Annotated in this window: 14 protein-coding genes; 3 read left to right on the top strand and 11 right to left on the bottom strand. The window is 60.1% G+C overall.

Going from position 1 to position 15811, the window contains the following annotated elements; all coding sequences use genetic code 11:
• Positions 1-85: 85 nt before the first annotated feature.
• The 7 genes from GSQ92_RS19595 to GSQ92_RS19565 form a co-directional block, all read right to left on the bottom strand.
• A complete protein-coding gene (locus tag GSQ92_RS19595) occupies positions 86-1180 on the bottom strand; it encodes a Gfo/Idh/MocA family protein (RefSeq protein ID WP_159013859.1) in 1095 nt (364 codons plus the stop codon).
• A gap of 61 nt (positions 1181-1241) precedes the next feature.
• Positions 1242-2171, bottom strand: a complete 930-nt coding sequence (locus GSQ92_RS19590; protein WP_216850371.1) for an ABC transporter permease — start codon at positions 2169-2171, stop codon at positions 1242-1244.
• Between the two features lie 65 nt (positions 2172-2236).
• Positions 2237-3259 (bottom strand): ABC transporter permease, encoded by a 1023-nt coding sequence (locus GSQ92_RS19585; RefSeq protein ID WP_158804626.1) that lies wholly within the window; start codon positions 3257-3259, stop codon positions 2237-2239.
• Positions 3259-4761 (bottom strand): sugar ABC transporter ATP-binding protein, encoded by a 1503-nt coding sequence (locus tag GSQ92_RS19580; RefSeq protein ID WP_158804627.1) that lies wholly within the window; start codon positions 4759-4761, stop codon positions 3259-3261. Before GSQ92_RS19580 ends, GSQ92_RS19585 begins: the two co-directional genes overlap by 1 nt.
• Before the next feature lie 27 nt (positions 4762-4788).
• Complete coding sequence (locus tag GSQ92_RS19575) at positions 4789-5829, bottom strand: ABC transporter substrate-binding protein (protein WP_158804628.1); 1041 nt, start codon at positions 5827-5829, stop codon at positions 4789-4791.
• A 51-nt stretch (positions 5830-5880) separates the two neighbouring features.
• Positions 5881-7020, bottom strand: coding sequence for a Gfo/Idh/MocA family protein (locus tag GSQ92_RS19570; protein ID WP_254066651.1), 1140 nt, complete (start codon positions 7018-7020; stop codon positions 5881-5883).
• Positions 7021-7080: 60 nt separating this feature from the next.
• Entirely contained in the window at positions 7081-8139 is a 1059-nt protein-coding gene (locus tag GSQ92_RS19565; RefSeq protein WP_158804630.1) for a sugar phosphate isomerase/epimerase, read from the bottom strand.
• A gap of 120 nt (positions 8140-8259) precedes the next feature.
• Between GSQ92_RS19565 and GSQ92_RS19560 the strand changes: the two genes are divergently transcribed.
• Positions 8260-9162, top strand: coding sequence for a MurR/RpiR family transcriptional regulator (locus tag GSQ92_RS19560; RefSeq protein WP_158804631.1), 903 nt, complete (start codon positions 8260-8262; stop codon positions 9160-9162).
• A gap of 11 nt (positions 9163-9173) precedes the next feature.
• On the opposite strand, the gene GSQ92_RS19555 is transcribed toward GSQ92_RS19560, so the two are convergent.
• The 3 genes from GSQ92_RS19555 to GSQ92_RS19545 form a co-directional block, all read right to left on the bottom strand.
• Entirely contained in the window at positions 9174-10424 is a 1251-nt protein-coding gene (locus GSQ92_RS19555) for a YbiU family protein (protein WP_158804632.1), read from the bottom strand.
• A gap of 129 nt (positions 10425-10553) precedes the next feature.
• Positions 10554-11483 carry a prohibitin family protein gene (locus GSQ92_RS19550; protein ID WP_158804633.1) on the bottom strand — a complete coding sequence of 310 codons (930 nt, stop codon included), beginning with the start codon at positions 11481-11483 and terminating at the stop codon, positions 10554-10556.
• A gap of 152 nt (positions 11484-11635) precedes the next feature.
• On the bottom strand, positions 11636-13024 hold the full coding sequence (locus tag GSQ92_RS19545) for a DHA2 family efflux MFS transporter permease subunit (protein ID WP_158804634.1): 1389 nt from the start codon (positions 13022-13024) through the stop codon (positions 11636-11638).
• Between the two features lie 324 nt (positions 13025-13348).
• On the opposite strand from GSQ92_RS19545, the gene GSQ92_RS19540 reads away from it, so the two are divergent.
• Together GSQ92_RS19540 and GSQ92_RS19535 are read left to right on the top strand one after the other, a co-directional pair.
• On the top strand, positions 13349-13726 hold the full coding sequence (locus GSQ92_RS19540; RefSeq protein WP_158804635.1) for a hypothetical protein: 378 nt from the start codon (positions 13349-13351) through the stop codon (positions 13724-13726).
• 23 nt (positions 13727-13749) lie between these two features.
• Positions 13750-14535 (top strand): DUF4239 domain-containing protein, encoded by a 786-nt coding sequence (locus GSQ92_RS19535; protein ID WP_158804636.1) that lies wholly within the window; start codon positions 13750-13752, stop codon positions 14533-14535.
• Here GSQ92_RS19535 and GSQ92_RS19530 read toward each other — a convergent pair.
• Positions 14465-15805 (bottom strand): DUF763 domain-containing protein, encoded by a 1341-nt coding sequence (locus GSQ92_RS19530; protein ID WP_158804637.1) that lies wholly within the window; start codon positions 15803-15805, stop codon positions 14465-14467. The two genes, GSQ92_RS19535 and GSQ92_RS19530, sit on opposite strands and share 71 nt — an antisense overlap.
• Between the last annotated feature and the right edge of the window lie 6 nt (positions 15806-15811).

Here is a 15811-nt window from a genome sequence, read left to right as displayed (position 1 = left end):
TCGACGACACCGGCCACCCAACCGGATGGAGTCAGGATCGATCCACTGAGCCGCGACGACACAATCTGTCTTTCGATCGGTGGCTCTACAACTCCACCACGCGCCGCTCCCGAATGCTCTGATCCGCCGCCAGCACGATCCGCAAGCTTTCGACCGCCGACTGCATATGTTCCGTCAAATCCTCATCATTCCGGATGGCTTGAAGCAGATAGATTTGCTCCCGCTCGCAGATTTCGTCGTGGCTCGGTTCGTCGGTGGTCGAGATTATCTCGTCGCCTTTCGACAGTGACTGGTCCGCGTTAAGCGCGGAGTGATGCCAGCGAATGGCGTTCGTCTTGCCATGGGTATCCATGTCTGAGGACGAGGTCGTCGAGGCGCCGGCGGCTGCCCCGCCCCCATGCTCGGGCATGACGATGGAGACAGCGCCTTTAGGTCCGATAACATCTTTGACGAAAAAGGCTGTTTCGCTGACCATGGGACCCCAGGCCGCTTCGTACCAGCCGATGGAGCCGTCGTCGAAGAAGACCTGCAGCTGACCATAGTTGTACATGTCCTGAGCGATCTCGTTCGACAGACGCGCGCCCATCCCGTGTACGCGGACGGGCTTGGCGCCCGTCATCTGACACATCACGTCGACATAATGGACACCGCAATCCACGATGGGCGAGCAGGATTTGAGGAGGTTCTTGTGCCAAGTCCAAGCGTCGCCAATCGACTGCTGGTTGAGATTCATCCGCATAACGAGTGGTTTCCCTAGACCACGGGCGATTTCAACAAGCCTTATCCAACTCGGATGATGACGCAGCGAATAGCCGATGACGAGCTTGCGGTGCAGGCGCCGGGCCGCATCCACCACCCACCGCGCATCGTCGACCGTTTCCGCGAGAGGCTTTTCGATAAAAACATGCGCGCCGCTTTCAAATGCGCGAACCGCGAAGTCGGCATGGGTATCCGGCCAGGTATTGATTGAGACCACATCGGGCTTGAGGATCGCCAGCGCCTCGCCGTAATCTGAAAAGCGCGGCAATTCCGCCCAACTCTCGGGGAGGTCATGTCGCTTGGCGATGCCGCGAGCGCAGAGCCCCACGATTTGGAAGCCGTCGAGCTTCTCATAGGCTCGACCGTGGCTCATCCCCATATGACCGAGCCCAACGAGAAGAACGCGCAAAACCTGGCTCATAACCCCTCCGAATTCCACTACTCTCGCCGATTTTCGCCGAACGGGTCCGGCTGTCCCTAAATCACCCGGTAAGGCGCGCATAGGCCGCAGCCAAAACAAGAATAATCGCGCCATAGAGAATCTGCTTTATCGGCTCGGGCACGTCCAAGAGCGTGAGGAGGCTCGTGAGCACCGTCAGGATAACAGCACCGACGATACTGCCTCCATAGCCACCACGCCCGCCGAAGATCGACGTTCCACCAATAATTACAGCGGCAACGGACGGCAGGAGATAAACATCCGCGAGCCCAAGGTCGGCCGCGTTCGTGCTGCCCACCAAAACCAAACCGCCCACTGCGGCCACAACGGAGCAGAGAATATAATTGACCAGCAGGATCCGCCACACACGAATGCCGGTCAGATGGCAAGCCAGTCGATTGTCTCCGATCGCGTAAAGCAACCGACCGAAGCCCGTTCGGCTTAGCCCGAAGATCAACAGGGCGGCTAGAGGCACCCAAAGAAATAGGTCGAGCGGCGCCACTCCCCAAAGCTTGCCCGATCCCAATGCCTGGATAAAGCCTGGCACACGCGCTTGGCTCGCCAGCATCTTCTGGCTATAGACGATCATTACTCCGCCAGACATCAAACCGGTGCCAAGCGTCATCACCAAAGGCTGCACCTGCAAAAGTGCTACACCAATTCCGTTCAGCGCCCCGACGATGACGCCGAAAGCCAGCGCGATCAGCACCGCCGCGAACCCGCCCAACGAGACATTCGTGGTAAGCAGGTAAGCCGCGCCGGTAGCGACGCTCGCTACTGAAAGATCAATGCCCCCGGTGAGCATCACCAATGTCTGTCCCGCCGCCAGAATCCCCAGAGGGGCTGCGAATTGCAGCGAGTTGGAAAGCCAGGTCGGTGTGACCGTACCGGGCCGTATAAGCTCGATCCCAAACACGAAGATACAAAGAAGCAACACGAGGGCGACAATGGTATGATCGCGGAGGAAGACCAACAGATCGCGCGATCTTTTTCCGAGTACGGAGGGCGGGCGCCGACCCGTGGAAGGAATCCGCGCGCTCATTTGCGGTTTCGCAGAACGGTGACAAATCCGCCCAGCATGACCACCAAAACAATGAGCGTGCCCTGGATCACCTGCCCGTAATTGGGATCGATGTTCAGGAAGATGAGGTCGGTCGGAATGAGCGTCAAGACAAAAGCGGCCAATACCGGTCCCGAAATTCCACCTCTGCCTCCCGTCAAACTTACCCCGCCGATCACCAGCGCTGCGAGACCGCTGAGCGTGTAATAAACACCTGCAAGTGGAGCACCGATCGCGGTCGTCATTGTCAAAGCAAGGCCACCCATGGCGCTGAAAAGTCCAGAAAGCGTATAGGCCAGGATGCGGGTAGTTTCGACACCGACGCCGCTTCGGAAGGCCGCGACCCTATCGCTGCCGACGGCGTAAACGAGCAGTCCAGCACGGCCGAGCTTCAGCGGGATCCAAACAACCGCGACCGCCGCGATCAGCAGGATCACGGCATTGGGCAGCCACGGCGCGAGCGTCGTTCCAGCGGCGAGATCGAGAAACTGCTGCGGCGCGCCACCGCCGGGTTTCTCCATGATCAGCAAAGCCACACCGCCCCAGATGAATCCGGTCGTCAAGGTGACGACCACATCGGGTATCCGGGACAAAACCACGATCGCGCCATTGATCGCTCCGCTGATCGCTCCTGCGATCAGTATGCCGGCAGCGAGCAGGAGCGCCTGCCGAAAGTCTGCATGTTGCATCGTGCTGGCCGCGAGCACATTGGCGACCGCGATGAGCGAACCCACCGAGAGGTCTATGCCGCCCGATATGACGACACAGGTTTGAGCAGCGGCGGCGAAGGCCAGAGGCAAAGCGCCTAGAGCCAGAGACTGAATGTCGAAGGCGCCGAAACTTGGATGAATCCAGGTCGTAAACAATAAAGCCACAGCAAGCAGAAGCGGCATGCCTATGACGGGCAGATAACGTCCCGCCCAGCGCATCGACGCCACACGCGCGCCGCCGCTCGGCAAGAAACCGGTGGCGCCCTTTTCCGAGGGATCGTTCCGCACCATCACGCTTCGGCCGCGACGCGGGGAACCAACCCATGAGCGGAGAGTAGCAATGTGGCCTCATCCGCTTCCCTGGCTGGCATTTCATTGACGATACGGCCCGCGAACATGACGATCGCCCGGTCGCAAGCCAACCGGATCTCTGGCAATTCGGAAGTAAAGAGCAAAATCGAGGAGCCCGCCGCGGCAAGCTCGCGGATCAAGGAATATATCTGGCGTTTCGTGCCGACATCGATTCCGCGTGTGGGATCAAAGCACAGCAAAGTCTTGAAGCCATGCGAGATCCAGCGTGCCAGCACGACTTTCTGCTGATTGCCGCCGCTCAACCGTCGCAATTCCGCTTCGGCGCGTGTATCGATCTGCAGCCGGGTCACCGCAGACTGCACGCGTTCGCGTTCTCTTGCCATGGAAAGTGGTCCCCAGGACCGCGGGCTGCGGAACATCGGCAACGCGACATTTTCGCGAATGGCTCGCTGCTGCAGCAAGGCCTGAAGCCGATTGGCTGGCACGAAAACCAGCCCAGCCTTAATCGCGTCGCCGGGGTGGCGAAAGTGAACTTCCTTTCCCTCGACCAGGATCGTCCCGCTGTCGAAGCGTCGCACGCCCGCGAGACAATCGAACAATTCGTCCTGACCCTGCCCTTCCAGCGCCGCGACACCCAGCACTTCGCCAGGGCGAAGGCTGAAGGACAGATCATGGAGCAGATTCCGGAGCCCCATGCCACGAACCTCCAACGTCGGCGGCTCGTCTTTCGGAATGCTCTGCCCAACGCCAGGCTGCGCGACGCTTTGCGCAGCTTTCGCGATGTCCGTTCCGAGCATGAGCGAAACGATCTGCTCCTGGCTGCCGCTTGCCGTCTCGGTTACGCCGACCGTCGCACCGTCTCGTAGAACCGTCGTCCGATCACATATTGCCGAAACCTCCGCCATGCGATGCGAGATAAAGATGACGGCGTGGCCTCGCTCTCGCCAACGCCGCATCATCTCGAACACTTTCCCCGCCATATCGGAGGGCAGCGCGGCCGTGATTTCGTCGAGCAGAAGGACCTTCGGCTCTGAGGCAAGGGCTCGCGCAAGATCGATGAGACGTAGGATTGGTTGTGGAAGATCTCGGACATAGGCGCTGAGATCGACTTTCCCGATGCCCATCTCCGCCAGGTAGCCTGTGACGCTTTCGAGCGGGACTCGCGCGAGACGCATATTCTGCGACAACGTCAAATCCGGCACGAGCGCGGGGTCCTGATACACCGACACGATTCCGGCGCGCCGGGCTTCGGCGGGCGAGCGAAAGTTCCTAGCGACGCCGGCGAGAACAATCGAACCCGCATCGCATGGGAAAACCCCGGTTATAATCTTAACCAGGGTACTCTTGCCTGCGCCATTGGCTCCCATCAATGCGTGGATCTCGCCGGCTCGCACCCTCAGCTCGGCCGAGCGAAGCGCTTTGACGGAGCCAAAGCGCTTCGCAACGTTCTTTATTTCGAGGAGAGTGGCAGCCTCAGTCATCCAAGCTCCAGCGTTTGTCTCCGGGACCTATGGACCCTTACAGGCGAGCAACTGATCCTTTGTATAGGTCGTGTAAGGCGCTACCGTGTAGTCCATGCTGTAATACGGATCGAGTTTTGGATCGTAATTGCGCTTGAGGGTAGCGAGCCCGACATCGCTCGTATTGTCCCAAACCTCAGGTGTTATCTTGATGACCTTCGGATGATCGCCCTTCTTCTGTAGAACGTCGAGCGCCACCGCAAGGCCCGCGCCCCCGACGGATGGCGGATTGGTCACTGCGGCGCCGGCAAAGCCTTTGTCCTTGAGAGTTATGAGCTGACCTACGAAACCGTTATTGTCGGCACCGATCACCGGCATCAGGGGCTTGCCGGAAGTCTGAATGGCATCGACCACGACAGCATCGAGGCCGGATGTCCAAATTCCGTCGATCTGTTTGCCTGAGGCCAATAGATCCTTCGCCTGCTGCGCCGATTTGTTCAACGCCCATCCTGTAAAGGGCATAGCCACGACTTTGATGTTCGGGTAATTGGCCAAGGCCTCTGTAAATCCCTTGTGACGATCGGCATCCGCCGGAACGCCGTCTATGCCTCGCATCTCGACCACGTTGCCCTTGCCGTTCAGATGCTTGAACAGCCACTCCGCACCGGCTTTTCCGTAATCCACCTGATCGTTCGACAAGACATAGGCTTCGGGAGCGGATACCGCCTGATCCACCGCGACCACGACTATCCCGCGTGCTGCGGCTTGCTTGATCACCGGATTAAGTGCTTCACGATCGGACGGGTTGAGAACAATCACATTGACGCCGGCGGAGATCAGATTGCGCAGATCCGAGATCTGCTCGGCCGGCCCGGCATTCCGATTTGCCACGATCACCTTTGAAACCACGCCGGAAGCCAAGGCTTGCGCTTTGATCGAACAAATCATCTCCTCGCGCCAGCCATTGCCGATCAGCGTGTTGGACACACCGACCACATACTTGTCCGCCGCCCGCGCCGAGTATGCTCCTGCCACACTAAGCAGGATGGTGAATAGTGACGCATAGAGCAGTTTGCTAGAAGTCCGCAATTTGTCCTCCCCTTGATCGCTTCTACGACTCACCGACGTCTTCGCCTCGGATTATCCCCCACCCGAAGCCACCGTTGCCCAGTTCCCGTTGGCTCGGCTGGATGCAACGGCGGCCTCGATGAAACGGATTCCTCTAGCGCCCTCATGCACAGTCGGAACCGAAGCCAATGCTGAGGGGTCAGGCGGCAATCCCGCGCGGCGTGACCTTATCAACGAAACCGCATCCCGATAGAGATTGGCGAAGCCTTCGATATACCCCTCAGGGTGCCCCGCCGGCATGCGAGTGACACGCATCGCGGCGGAGGTATTTCCCGGACCGCCGCGAACGAGCGTGCGTGACGGCTCACCATATGGCGTGAAGCGCAGCAGTTCGGGAGTTTCGCCAAACCACTCGAGACCGCCCTTTTCCCCATAGATTTTCAGCGACAGCGCATTCGCGTTTCCGGGAGCGACCTGACTCGCCAAAAGCACACCTTTGGCGCCCCCGTGATAGCGAAGCAGAACATGGGCATTGTCGTCCAGTCTGCGGCCGGGCACGAAGGTCGTGAGATCAGCCGCGACTTCCGCGAGATCCAGACTCGTCACGAATCCCGCGAGACTGTGCGCGTGAACCCCGATATCGGCGAGACATGCAGATGACCCGGCACGCGCCGGGTCGGTACGCCATTCGGCTTGCTTCTGCCCGTCCCTTTCGATCGGCAGCGTGAGCCAGTCCTGAATGTAAGTCGCATGCACGACGCGAAGCTTACCGAGTTCGCCGGCGGCAACCATCTCTTTGGCCTGACGCACCATGGCGTAGCCCGTATTGTTGAGCGTCACGGCAAAAACGAGGCCGGTCTTTCGCGTAAGACCGACAAGCTCCTCAGCGTCCGCACCGGTGGCCGACAAGGGCTTGTCGCAGATGATGTCGATGCCGGCCTGCAGGAAAGCTTTGGCGACCGGGGCGTGAAGATGGTTTGGCGTTACGATCACGACAGCCTCGATTCCATCCGGCCTAGCGGCTTCGCGCTTTGCCATCTCCTCGAAACTCGCATAGCTCCGATCGGGTGCAAGCCCCAGCTCGGCACCAGACGCTTGCGCATTCTCCTCGCTCGCCGAAAGTGCGCCAGCCACGAGTTCCATGTGATCATCGAGGCGCGTCGCAAATCGGTGAACAGCCCCGATGAAGGCCCCTCGTCCACCTCCGACCATTCCAAAGCGCAGACGCCGTGGTCGCTCAGCAGCACTGTCTGTCGCGTAGACCATCGGCCGCTACCCTTTTACCCCGAGCAGCGCTCGGTTGCTCGCCGCGTCAGCGTGAGTGGCGGCGAAATCGTCGAAAACGCGATCGGTTACCTCTATGATGTGGTCGGCGATGAATTTCGCGCCGTTTCTGGCCGCGACTTCGGGATGTTCCAGGCAGCATTCCCATTCATAGACCGCCCAGCCCGCGAAATCATATGCCGCGAGCTTGGAGAATACACCGCCGAAATCAACCTGGCCGTGGCCGAGTGAGCGGTCGCGTGCGGCGCGCTCCAGCCAATTCTTGTACCCGCCGAAGACGCCCTGCTTTGCCGTCGGATTGAACTCCGCATCCTTGACATGAAACATCTTGATCCGCTCGTGATAGGCGTCGATGAAACCAAGATAGTCCATGCCCTGCTTGATGTAGTGGCTGGCGTCGTAATTGATGTTGCACCGCGGATGGTTACCCACCGCTTCGAGGAACATCTCGAAAGTATCACCGTCGAACATGTCCTCCGTGGGATGGATTTCGTAGCAGAGATCGACGCCAGCGGAATCGAAAGCGTCAAGGATTGGCCTCCAGCGGCGGCCCTGTTCGGCAAAGCACTCCTCGATCAAGCCAGCGGGACGCTGCGGATAGGGGTAAAAGTAAGGCCAGGCCAGGGAACCACAAAACGTCACGTGTTCCGTCAATCCAAAACGCTGCGACACGATGGCGGCCTTGGTCACCTGATCGGCGGCCCACAACCGACGTTTCTCGGGATTCCCACGCACATGACTGGGAGCCTGGCCATCGAACATCATGTCGTAAGCCGGGTGAACCGACACCATCTGGCCCTGGAAATGCGTAGAGAATTCGGAGATTGTGATGCCGATATCGGCCATCTTTCCCTTGATCTCGTCGCAGTAGGTCTCGCTATCGGCTGCCTTGTCGAGATCGAAAAGTCTTCTGTCCCAGCTTGGGATTTGGATGCTTTTATAGCCATAGCCCTTGGCCCAGCGCGCTATGCTCTCAAGCGAATTGTGAGGCGCCGTGTCTCGCACAAACTGTGCCAGAAAGAGACCCGGCCCTTTGATTGTTCGCATGACCGAATTCCCCGATCGCGCCTTTTGGCTTGATTTTCTGGCGTCTTTGCAAGAAAAACATAGACCCGTTCCAAATGTCAATATTTGAAAAGATTTTTCCATGCGAACGAGTCGGATCAGATGCCAAAGCTAGCTCTGGCCACCTTCACCGATGCGACTATGCCCAACGGGCTTGCCGGCGATGTTGAGGGCACGCTCGGCTACAGCCGGCCGCGGACCTATGAAGAGTTGCGGGCACTACTGTCGTCCGTGACGGTTCGGTTGCCACGGCAGCTTCGCCAGGTCGCGATCTTTATAGTGCGCAGTCCGAGCGAATTCGCGGTCGGCAACTCCGTCGACATTTCGAAGAAGGCCGGTGTGCAACCCTCGACGCTCGTGCGGTTCGCACAGAGTCTCGGCTTTCCAGGATTTACGGAGCTGCAAGAAGTTTTCAAGGACTACGTTAAAATCAATTGGAGCGAATATCACGGACGCGCCAATCCCGTAGCCGAGGCCGCGGCGGCCGATGATCCTGATCTTCGGATTATTGCCGGGCTGATCCAGGCCTCGGCCGCTTCATTGTCGCGCCTGCCGAGCAGCATAGACCTCCGCATGTATGCCAAAATGGCGAATCTGCTGGCGGAGGCCGAGACCATTTACCTTGTCGGCAGCAAGCGCGCGTTTCCAGTGACGCTTTATATGGCCCTGGCCTTGTCACAGTTGGGAATAAGAAACTGCCTGATCGACAACGTGGGCTCGCTCGGCTTTGAGCAGCTTGGCTTTGTGACTTCGCGGGATGTCGTCGTGGCGGTCAATTTCAGCCCTTACAACTCTATCACGCCAGCCCTCGCCGAACGAGCCTCGCAAGCCGGGGCAGCCGTGGTTGCCATAACGGACAGCGCGTTCAGCCCGCTCATTCCGCTCGCAAAAGCCTGGACCGAAGTCGACGAGCCCGACTTCGGCGGATTCCGCTCCCTTGCGGCAACGATCGCGATTGGCATGTCACTCGTGTTGAGCGTCGCGCGGCGGCGGGAGGCGCTTTGATTCTGACCTGATCACCAAGATTCAAATCCCATTTGCTTACGGCCGAGCGGCGACAGATCGGCTTCCGCCGCGCGGCCCTCGAATTCCACCTCGTAATCCTCGGCCGCGAAGTCGGGCGCCGATCGGCCATTTAGAAACGCCTCGCGTTGGTTCGGAAGGTATTTTCGGTTCTTCGCGCAATCGGGCGCCGAGCCAATGTAAATCACGCTGCTATAGCCGGACCCACGATGCTCGTTTTCCACAGCATGAATAACGTCCGGATGCCACCAAACGGTATCGCCTGGCTGAACGACCGGAATCGGGATAAGCGCCTTAAGCAACGGGCCATGCCACTTCTCGCTGGCGAGCAGCGCGCGACCAGCCTCGGCTCCGCAAAGATCATCATCCGGCGTGTCATCCTGGATAGCCCGCAGCAGCATATAGGTCATCGCGTTGATCATCGGCACAAGCCGCAAGGTTCCGTCACCCGGCCCCTGCTGGGTCAGCGCGGTCCAACCCTGGTAGGTGCGGAACATCTGGCAGACGGCGGGCGACGGAATTTCGTGGGTTTCCGTGCGCCCCTCACCAGCCCAGGGATTGTGCTTGCGCCATTCGCCGGAGAAGACGTGGCGATAGACATGCCGATAGCCTTCATCAATCCAACGTTCGATTGTGCCGCCATCGACATGCGGCGAAAGACCGAGCGTGTTGTCACCGGGCTCGCGCTGACGGATGCGATCGGCATAAGTGCAATCGCGGTTTGGCACGAAGTAGGGTCCGTCCGCACCGTCCCACTCCCAAAGGGTGTTGAGCCAAGTCCGAGTGGTCGCGATGCTCGCGGCTTGGCGCGCCTCGATCTGAGGCTGCGACCAGTAGATGCCGTAGATTTGGGGGCGCCCGCTTTTCAGCTTGGAGAAGTAATTGTCGAGGCCGCTCTTGGCTTTGGCCTTCTCGACATAGTTGTTGCGCGTAACATAGTCGAGGAGTTCGCGATCCCATGCGGTCACCTGCTCGCGCGGGAAAACACTCCGGACGATAGCGCAACCGTGCCGCCGTATGGCCGCTGCGATCCCAGGCGAGACCCGGCCGTCAACGATATCCTGGTAGACGACGGAGGGCACGATCGGGTCTCCCGCACCGAAACGTGCGGCAATTTCCTCCGCCTCCTGCTCGATTTCGCGAGAGACCTCCGCGAAGACCTCTCTGTAATTTGGCAGCTGCCTGCGCAAGAGAGCCTTCGTTTCCGCAATCTTGCTCGGCATGTCGGCTAAATCTTGCAGCATGCAACTCCCCCTCGCCTGGCCCCGCGTTGGGAGCAGCTTACAGCCCGCCGCTGCCGGGGCCAACATGCCATGCGAGCGGTCGAGCGGGTGCCCTAGCGCTCGACTTCCTCGGCAAGAGTCAACTGACCGTCAATTGTGACCCGTCGGAAGAGTCACAAAAGGCAAAGTGGAGCCCGGCACCATCGTGGTGGGCAAATGCCCGTCCCAGCGTTCGGCCGCTGTCAGTTCGACGAGGTTTGGATTGTCCCGCAAAGCATCGCCACGGGCGCGGATCGCCGCCGCTGTCGCGTTGCCTGCAAGAGTCGTGGCTTTTGCTTGCGCGGTGGCCTGCGCGACATTGGCATCGGCCTGAGCCTGCGCCTGAATGACAGTGATCTGCGCTTGAACCTGCTGCTGATCCCGATCCTGTTCCATCTTCTGAACCTGCACCTGGGCGAGCATGCGCTGCTCGACACCGTTCTCATAGGCATCCGAGAATTTGATGTCTTCGAGCTGCACGCCTTCGATAACCACCGGGCCCTGAATGGCCGTTACCACAGAGGATGCGACAGCGGCGTTCATCTTGCCACGGTCGGCGATCGCCGTCACCGCCGTATATTGACCGAAGGCTGTCTTGACCTGCTGCGGCACAATGCGGTCGAGCAGCTTAGCGACCATCGAGTCCTCGGTGCCGTACTGCGTGTAGACATCTTCGACGTCGCCAGGCGAGACATGGTAGCGCAGCGAAACCTTGAAGTATGCGGGCTGCTGATCGAGGCTATAGGATTGCATCTGGTCGTAGACGACGGCTTGCGACTGGACCGAGAACTTATGCACGGAGGATATGAAGGGCACCATCCAACCGAGTCCGGATCCCGCACTAGTGACGGTCGCGATGCGGCCGTTGCGCGTGATCACCGCGACGTAACCGACATTCACGGTGTAATAGGAATTGGTGACAATGATGAACAGAACGAGCAATGAGGCGAGGAAGACGGCTACCCATCTGATCAGCTTTGTCGGCAATGGATATCCTTGAGGAGGCGAGGCGGGCGTTTGGTAGTCGATCAGACGGGGCATTGTTTGGTCCGTTAGGTTGGCGTTGATCGCGGCGAGAAAGCGAGCTGCCTAGCAGGCCAATACTCCGCGCGAGACAGAAATAATGCGCCGCCTCAAGGCAATCCGCAAAGGACAGGACGCGCGCCCGGGAGCGAGCCCGTAAGCTCAGCGCCTTACGCGCGCTTTCCCGCCTTGCGATCGGTCAGGATCGCACTGGCGCTCGCGGCCAAACTCGCGCAGGCGATCGCGATGACGGCCGCATGAAACGCGCCGATCAGCGAAGCGCCTCGGGCCGCTAACACGCCTCCCAAAAGGGCTGTGGCGATGAGGCCGCCGGTGCGGGCAATCGCGCTGTTGAACCCGGAAGCGGAGCCCGTATGCCTCGGGTCCGCCGAGGCGAGCACCGCGGTTGTCAGCGGTGCGACGGCGCAGGCCAAGCCGAGCGAAATGACGATGAGTGAGGGCAGCAACACGGTCCAATAGTGCGTCTTGGCTTCCATGCGCAGCATAAGCAGGAAGCCGATGGTGACCACGAAAGGGCCAAGAATGAGGAGCGGGCGGGAGCCGATGCGGCCCGCCAAGCCGCCCAGGAACGGCGAGGTTACCGCAAGCACCAGCGGCAGCGGCAGAAGGGCGGCGCCGGCCATGGCGCTCGAATATCCGCCGGCCTCGATCAGGACATAGGGCAACAAAACCATCAGCCCTCCCAGCGCGCCGTAGAGCAGCAACGTCAGAAGTGTCAGGCCAATGAAACTTTTGGATCCAAAAAGAGCGAGCGGCATCATCGCACGCTCCGCTTTCTTGCCTTCCCATAGAACGAAGCCGGCCAGAAACACGATACCTGCGGCCAATCCGGCGGCCGACACGAGCGACCATCCCGCGGCGCCAGTGCCAGCGATAAGGCCCCATGTCAGCCCGCCGAGACCGACGGTCGCCAGGAACGCGCCAAGAAGATCAAGCGGTGACTTGTCACCTTCCGCGTCTTTCGGGAGGTAGCGAATCGCCATGCCGATCGCGCCGGCGGCAATCGGGAGGTTGATGAAGAAAATCATGCGCCAGTTGAAGAGGTCGATCAGCCACCCCGCCAGCACCGGCCCCGCCGCCCCTGTCGCGGCGCCCGCTGCCGCCCAGATACCGATGGCCCGGCCGCGTGCCTCGCCCTCAAAGGTCACGCCCAGGATCGCCAGACTGCTTGGCATCAACAGTGCCGCCCCCACGCCTTGGATGAAGCGCGCCGTAATCAGCAGCCGCAGATCCGGCGCGAAGCCACAGGCGGCCGAGGCCAACCCGAATAGCAGCACGCCCCCGATGAGCAGCCGGCGGCGGCCAATCCTATCGCCCAGAGCCCCGCCGAGAAGGAGAAGCGCGCTCAGCGGTATAAGGTATCCGCTGATCAACCATTGCAGCCCGGCAGCTCCCCCACCAAGCCCCCGCCCGATCGCGGGCAGACCGACATTCACGGCCGATCCATCGACAAAGGCCAGGCTGGAGGCAAGAACACAGGTCACGAGGATGAGGGCGGAGCGAGCGTGGTGGGCCGCCTCCTTACCCGGTCCAGACATGATGAGAATTCCTCCAGGGTGATCTGTATCCCAGGCAGGCTGAGCAGAGATCCTCCGCATGAGATAGTCTGCCGGCGCGGACCGGACCTCGCGCCGCAGTCGAACCTCGTCTAGCTAGCGACTGAGATGCCTCCTTAAATGCTCTGAGTCGCCTGCCCGCTTGCTTCCTGCTCGGAGTTTGCAACGGAGCCCAAGGCAAGGCTATGTTCGCAAAGCTGATGCCTTCAATGAAGCACCTTGCGGGGTCATTACCATGACCCGTCGAACCGCTGAATCGATGATGTGCCAGGTCGATGAATTTTGAAACGTGACGAGGATCGAGCAATGGAAAGACGACGTTCGGTGGCCTTTTCGCTGCTGGGAGCCGGGTTACTTCTGGCGTCGGTCCAGGTTGGACATGCCCAAATGAGCCCCTTTTGGAATAAGGCCCATGTAACCTTGAGTTCGGAAGACTACGACATGCTCTTCCGGAGCGCGACGAAGGTTAACGAGGACCCCAACGCGAAAGTTGGCACGGCCGCGACCTGGGAAAATCCCAAGTCAACCAATTCCGGAATAACGACAATCATGCGGATTTATACATCCGACAAAAGAACCTGCCATACGGTGCAGTATAAGGTCACCGTGACCAGGAGAAACATAACCCCGGACTACAACGTGAACTGGTGCCTCACCAAGTCCGGATGGCGAATTGCAAGCTAGCTAGAGCGCGAAAGGAAGATTTCGTGATTCTTTGGCTAGCCAGTCTACCACCTTGGCAATGTGCGTTCCTGGTGGTGGGCCTCACTACGGCTGGGTCAATGATCCTCACCGTCCTGGTTCGTCGCATCGTCGGGTTCGAACGTCTCGTCAGCAACAACGAGGTGGCGGGCTTCAAATTTGCCGTGCTTGGCGTGGTCTACGCCGTGCTGCTTGGATTCGCCGTAATCACCGTCTGGGAAAAGTTCAAGGCCGCCCAGGAGGCCGTTACCACGGAGTCCGCCGCCGCCGGTGCCATCTATCGCCTTACGGGCGGGATGGAAGTGGCCGATAGACCCGCGATTCAGGCTGGCATTCGGCGTTACCTGAATGCGGTGGTAACGCGCGAAGCGGATACCATGGCGGTCGGCCAGACCGATGTCTCAACCACTCTGGCACTTAACAACCTGTACAAAGCAACCTTGGCGGCGAAACCTGTCGACCTCGAGGATTCCGACGTATTTCAAGCCATGCTCGGTGAATTACGCGCGCTGGCCGAAGCGCGGCGAGAGAGGCTCGAACTCAGCCGTGGCGCTGTTCCTGACATCATGTGGTCTATCTTGTTCGGCGGAGCAGTTCTGAACATCGCCTTCGCTCTTTTCTTTGGCACAAAGAACGTCACGGCACAGGTCATCATGGCCGGAATGCTTGCGGCCGTGATCTTCATGGCGCTTTTCGTCATCATCAATATCAATTTTCCCTTCACTGGCGATGTGAAGGTCGCCTTGGAACCGCTGCAATACACGCTCGATAACTTTTCGTCGCAGGATTAGCACGCGGCGGAAGAGAGAAAGGACGCACTATCGCTTCGGGCACAGGTTCCCAGCCAAAGACGCTACGCCCACCATATTCGTGCGAATGCTGTCGTTCGGTCGCAATGAAATCGGGCAGCGATGGTCCGGTCACGTGATGCTCAAGTCTGCGGGCTTGCGCGTCGAGACGGCCGATTGCGTCGAGCCGCTCGCTGTCTCCGAGTTTCGCTTTGGTCAACGCCGATTTCAACACCGCGATCGTCCGGTCATAGACCAGGGTGGGCACCGGATACGGCTGCCGGTCCTTGCCCCCGTGAGCGAGCGAGAACCGGGCCGGATCGGCGAAACGGCACGGAGCGCCGTGTACAACCTCGGCGACCATAGCGAGCGAGCGCACGGTTCGCGCGCCGACGCCCGGCACAAGCAACAGCGACGAAAACTCGGCAGGTTCGCAATCGGCCGCCGCAGCCAGAGCGCCGTGCAGTCGCCGCATCATCACGTCTTTCGGGCGGACGTCGTGATGGGCAGGCATAACGAGGTGCGGGAGAAACGGCTCGCCCTGCGCTGCCGGTGATGAGTTCTTCCCTTCCATCGCCACGATCTCACGGATGATCCGATCCGGCCCAAGATCGCGAAGCAAGGCGAGCTGGCCACGCCGTGAGTCGTCCGCTCGACGGTCGGTGAGGTTGACGATCTGCCCCTGATTCTCGCCGTCGATCGCCGCATGCGGCGCCTCGATGAAACTTTTGAGATCCTCGGAGAGCCAGTGGTAGCGGCGGGCGAGCCGGCTCTCCCCGTTCATGCCTTGCTGAACGACGACCCATTTGGCGTCATCCGCCACGATGAAGCCGTGCAGATAGAGGTCGAACCCATCCTGCACGGCGGCGCTATCGACCTTGGCAACGAGCCGGCTCGCCTTGGCTAGAGCCGTCCCGTCGAAGCCGACACGATCTCCGATAGCGACAAGTTCCTGCGGTGTCTGGCGCGAATGCCGCCCTCGCCCACCGCAAACATGGATGCCGAGTTCCCCGGAAAGTGGCCCGAGGCCGTGCTTCAGCGCACCAATGACCGAGGTAGTGATCCCGGAGGAATGCCAATCCATTCCCATCACGGCCCCGAAGGACTGGAACCAGAAGGGGTGGGCGAGCCGGCGCAGGAACTCATCCCGCCCATAATGATGAATGATGGCCTCGGCGATCACCGCGCCAAGCCGAGCCATGCGTTGGCCGAGCCAAGCCGGCACCCGCCCGTGATGAAGTGGCAGATCCGCGCTCCCTGCCCGTCGACCCATAAAGCC

Origin of the sequence: Acidisoma sp. S159 (assembly GCF_009766125.1) — a bacterium.
GTDB lineage: Bacteria > Pseudomonadota > Alphaproteobacteria > Acetobacterales > Acetobacteraceae > Acidisoma.
The sequence above is the reverse complement of the archived record's forward strand: the minus strand, read 5'-3'. Positions and strand labels throughout refer to the sequence as shown.

Bases quoted from the DNA above. Each gene is read 5' to 3' on its own strand.
- GSQ92_RS19595 (WP_159013859.1), bottom strand. From the start codon at position 1,180: ATGAGCCAGGTTTTGCGCGTTCTTCTCGTTGGGCTCGGTCATATGGGG.
- GSQ92_RS19585 (WP_158804626.1), bottom strand. From the start codon at position 3,259: ATGGTGCGGAACGATCCCTCGGAAAAGGGCGCCACCGGTTTCTTGCCG.
- GSQ92_RS19580 (WP_158804627.1), bottom strand. From the start codon at position 4,761: ATGACTGAGGCTGCCACTCTCCTCGAAATAAAGAACGTTGCGAAGCGC.
- GSQ92_RS19570 (WP_254066651.1), bottom strand. From the start codon at position 7,020: ATGGTCGGAGGTGGACGAGGGGCCTTCATCGGGGCTGTTCACCGATTT.
- GSQ92_RS19565 (WP_158804630.1), bottom strand. From the start codon at position 8,139: ATGCGAACAATCAAAGGGCCGGGTCTCTTTCTGGCACAGTTTGTGCGA.
- GSQ92_RS19560 (WP_158804631.1), top strand. From the start codon at position 8,260: ATGCCAAAGCTAGCTCTGGCCACCTTCACCGATGCGACTATGCCCAAC.
- GSQ92_RS19555 (WP_158804632.1), bottom strand. From the start codon at position 10,424: ATGCTGCAAGATTTAGCCGACATGCCGAGCAAGATTGCGGAAACGAAG.
- GSQ92_RS19550 (WP_158804633.1), bottom strand. From the start codon at position 11,483: ATGCCCCGTCTGATCGACTACCAAACGCCCGCCTCGCCTCCTCAAGGA.
- GSQ92_RS19545 (WP_158804634.1), bottom strand. From the start codon at position 13,024: ATGTCTGGACCGGGTAAGGAGGCGGCCCACCACGCTCGCTCCGCCCTC.
- GSQ92_RS19540 (WP_158804635.1), top strand. From the start codon at position 13,349: ATGGAAAGACGACGTTCGGTGGCCTTTTCGCTGCTGGGAGCCGGGTTA.
- GSQ92_RS19530 (WP_158804637.1), bottom strand. From the start codon at position 15,805: ATGGGTCGACGGGCAGGGAGCGCGGATCTGCCACTTCATCACGGGCGG.